At 29.5% G+C, this 2,701-nt stretch carries 3 protein-coding genes and 2 tRNA genes; 3 read left to right on the plus strand and 2 right to left on the minus strand.

What is annotated here, in order from left to right; genetic code table 11:
- A partial coding sequence (locus AC30RD_RS08155; protein WP_489493981.1) for a hypothetical protein occupies positions 1 to 1,072 on the plus strand: 1,072 nt, incomplete at its 5' end.
- Here AC30RD_RS08155 and AC30RD_RS08160 read toward each other — a convergent pair.
- Together AC30RD_RS08160 and AC30RD_RS08165 are read right to left on the minus strand one after the other, a co-directional pair.
- The gene (locus AC30RD_RS08160; RefSeq protein WP_489493983.1) at positions 1,023 to 1,400 is read right to left on the minus strand and encodes a YbgC/FadM family acyl-CoA thioesterase; all 378 of its coding nucleotides are present in this window, start codon (positions 1,398 to 1,400) and stop codon (positions 1,023 to 1,025) included. The two genes, AC30RD_RS08155 and AC30RD_RS08160, sit on opposite strands and share 50 nt — an antisense overlap.
- On the minus strand, positions 1,397 to 2,419 hold the full coding sequence (locus AC30RD_RS08165; protein WP_489493985.1) for a bifunctional 3,4-dihydroxy-2-butanone 4-phosphate synthase/GTP cyclohydrolase II: 1,023 nt from the start codon (positions 2,417 to 2,419) through the stop codon (positions 1,397 to 1,399). The genes AC30RD_RS08160 and AC30RD_RS08165 overlap by 4 nt, the downstream gene beginning before the upstream one ends.
- 119 nt (positions 2,420 to 2,538) lie before the next feature.
- Here AC30RD_RS08165 and AC30RD_RS08170 point away from each other — a divergent pair.
- A tRNA-Gln gene (locus AC30RD_RS08170) sits at positions 2,539 to 2,613 on the plus strand.
- A gap of 15 nt (positions 2,614 to 2,628) precedes the next feature.
- Positions 2,629 to 2,701, plus strand: a tRNA-Met gene (locus AC30RD_RS08175).

A 2,701-nucleotide genomic window follows, 5' to 3' on the forward strand; every position in this document is an offset into this window, starting at 1 on the left:
AAAAATATTCTCTTTTTTAGCTAAAGCCAAAAATATAAACGAAGACGAGTATTTAAAAGAGAATTATCAGTTATTGTCCGCTATTTTAAATATCAAACCCTCTTTTGCTCAAATAGAAAAATTAAATATCGCAATTATATTACCCACAAAAAAAATTGGAAAATATGCTATCAGTTCTACAAAATCAGTAATCGCTTACCTTTTATCAAAAAATGTAAAATTTTATCTTAAAACATATGAAATTGATAATGAAGAGTATGAAACTTTATTGGATACGATAGATTCTATAACAAATGAAAATTTTGAGTTAGTTATAGCTCCTCTTACACAAAAAGGAGCTAAAAATTTAGCTTTAATTGATCCAAAAATAAAAATTTTCATTCCAACGGTTAATAAAAAAGAGATTGAAACAGAAAATAAAAATATATATTTTGGAGGTATTGACTATCAAAAACAGATAGAAAAATTGCTTAATTTTTCCAATGACAAAATTATAATTTTTTATGAAACAAAAAGCTCTCTTGCAAATAAACTTACATATTTAATAGAAGAAGAGACTAATAGCTCCAATATAAAAATAATAGGTATAGAAAATGAGGTAAAAAACTTAAAAAAATATTTTCATAAAAATGATGATATCAATCAAAGCACAATATTTTTAAACACACCTATCGTCAAAAGCTCACTAATATTATCCCAATTAACTTTATACGATTTGAAACCTCAATATATTTTATCTACTCAGATTAATTATAACCCTCTTATTTTTAGTTTGACCCAACCAATAGATAGAGAAAATTTTATAATTGCAAATTCTATAGGCTATATACCTAAAATTTTAGAAGAGTATAACAATATAATATATAACGATTTATCCTTTAATTGGATAAATTATTCAACATCAGTAGGAATAGACTTTTTTTATAGTTTCAAAACAAACCAAAAAAGAGCTTTTAAAGAAAAAATTTTAGACAACCAGATCCGATACGAAATCTTGACTTTAAAAGCCTTATATGGAAAGTTTATAGCAGTGTATCCTTTGCAAAAAGATCTAAATACTCCTTTGGAATAGCAGAAGGTTTTGAACCACATAAAAATGCCAATTTTACTCGCATTTGAAAAATTTTTTCATCTTCTTTAAATATCTCTTGATTAAGTATAACCGAAACTTTTTTTATCTCTATAACTTTAGTTTTTATTTCCAAAATATCTGCAAACTTTGCAGATTTTATAAATTTAGCGTCAATATCTGTTACTACAAAATGACAACCGTTTTTAATAGGAAGCAATCCATTTTTAAAAAAAATCTCACTTCTTGCTCTTTCACAAAATTTTAAATAATTCGCATAATATACAACACCGCCTAAATCTGTATCTTCGTAATATACTCTTATTTTCATATCTCAATCTCTTCAACAATATCTAAACCAAATCCGCTTAAACCTACAAACTCTTTACCTTTTTGAGATGTTAAGAGCTTTATCTTTTCAACACCTAAGTTTTTTAATATTTGCGCACCTATTCCATACTCTTTTGTTTGATCGCTTATGCCCGCAGGATTATCTATAAAGATTAAAACTCCGCTATTTTTTTTGATAAAATCTATCGAATCTATTAAAGATTTGTATCTTCTTTGATTAAGCAGAAGATCTTTGTCTTTAATAACGTTATGAAATTTTACGTTTGCACTTTTAGAAATATTATAAAAAAGAATTGCTGTATGGATATTTTTTAAATGATCCTCAAAATCTATCTGTTTAACTTTAACATCAAAAAATTCTATCTCTTTTTCATCAACTTTTTGAACCAAAGATTCGTTTCTTAGCCTATATTCAACTAAATCCGAGATATATACAATTTTCAAATTATATTTTTTGGCAAATTTTTCTAAATCGTTACGTCTTGCCATTGTGCCATCTTCATTCATTATTTCACATATAACCGCTGCTTCTCTAAGTCCTGCAAGTTTGCACAAATCAACAGAACCTTCGGTATGCCCTGTTCTTACTAAAACCCCTCCCTCTTTTGCAACTAAAGGAAAAATATGACCAGGCTTTACAAAATCTGAAGGCGTACTTAAAGGAGAAGCTAAAAGTTTTATGGTCAAATCTCTTTCATATGCAGAAATCCCAGTTGTTGCTTCTTTTGCATCTACTGATACAGTAAAAGCTGTCTCATGTTGAGAACTATTATCTTTAACCATGGGCTCTAAATCTAAATTTTTAGCAATTTTTTTAGATATAGCAACACATATTAGTCCTCTAGCAGCACTTGCCATAAAATTTACTTTTTCAGGAGTGCTAAATGTAGCCGCATATACTAAATCTCCCTCATTTTCCCTATCTTCATCATCTATCATAACTACCATATTGCCTTTTTTTATCTCTTCAATAGCCTCTTTTACTCTTTTTATTGGCATAGATGCTCCATATTTTTTTGCAAATTATACCATTATTGAAAAATTTTTCATACATTCTTGACAACATTTGAAAAATGTATTATAATTTCAGCCGAATTTGAAAGTTAATCCCTTCAAATTGGGGTGTCGCCAAGCGGTAAGGCAGCGGGTTTTGGTCCCGCCATTCGGGGGTTCGAATCCTCCCACCCCAGCCACTCATCCTCCTATAACGCGGGGTAGAGCAGTCTGGTAGCTCGTCGGGCTCATAACCCGAAGGTCGGAGGTTCAAATCCTCCCCCCGCA

Source organism: Nitrosophilus sp. (assembly GCF_982775275.1).

Bases quoted from the DNA above. Each gene is read 5' to 3' on its own strand.
- AC30RD_RS08165 (WP_489493985.1), bottom strand. From the start codon at position 2,419: ATGCCAATAAAAAGAGTAAAAGAGGCTATTGAAGAGATAAAAAAAGGC.
- AC30RD_RS08160 (WP_489493983.1), bottom strand. From the start codon at position 1,400: ATGAAAATAAGAGTATATTACGAAGATACAGATTTAGGCGGTGTTGTA.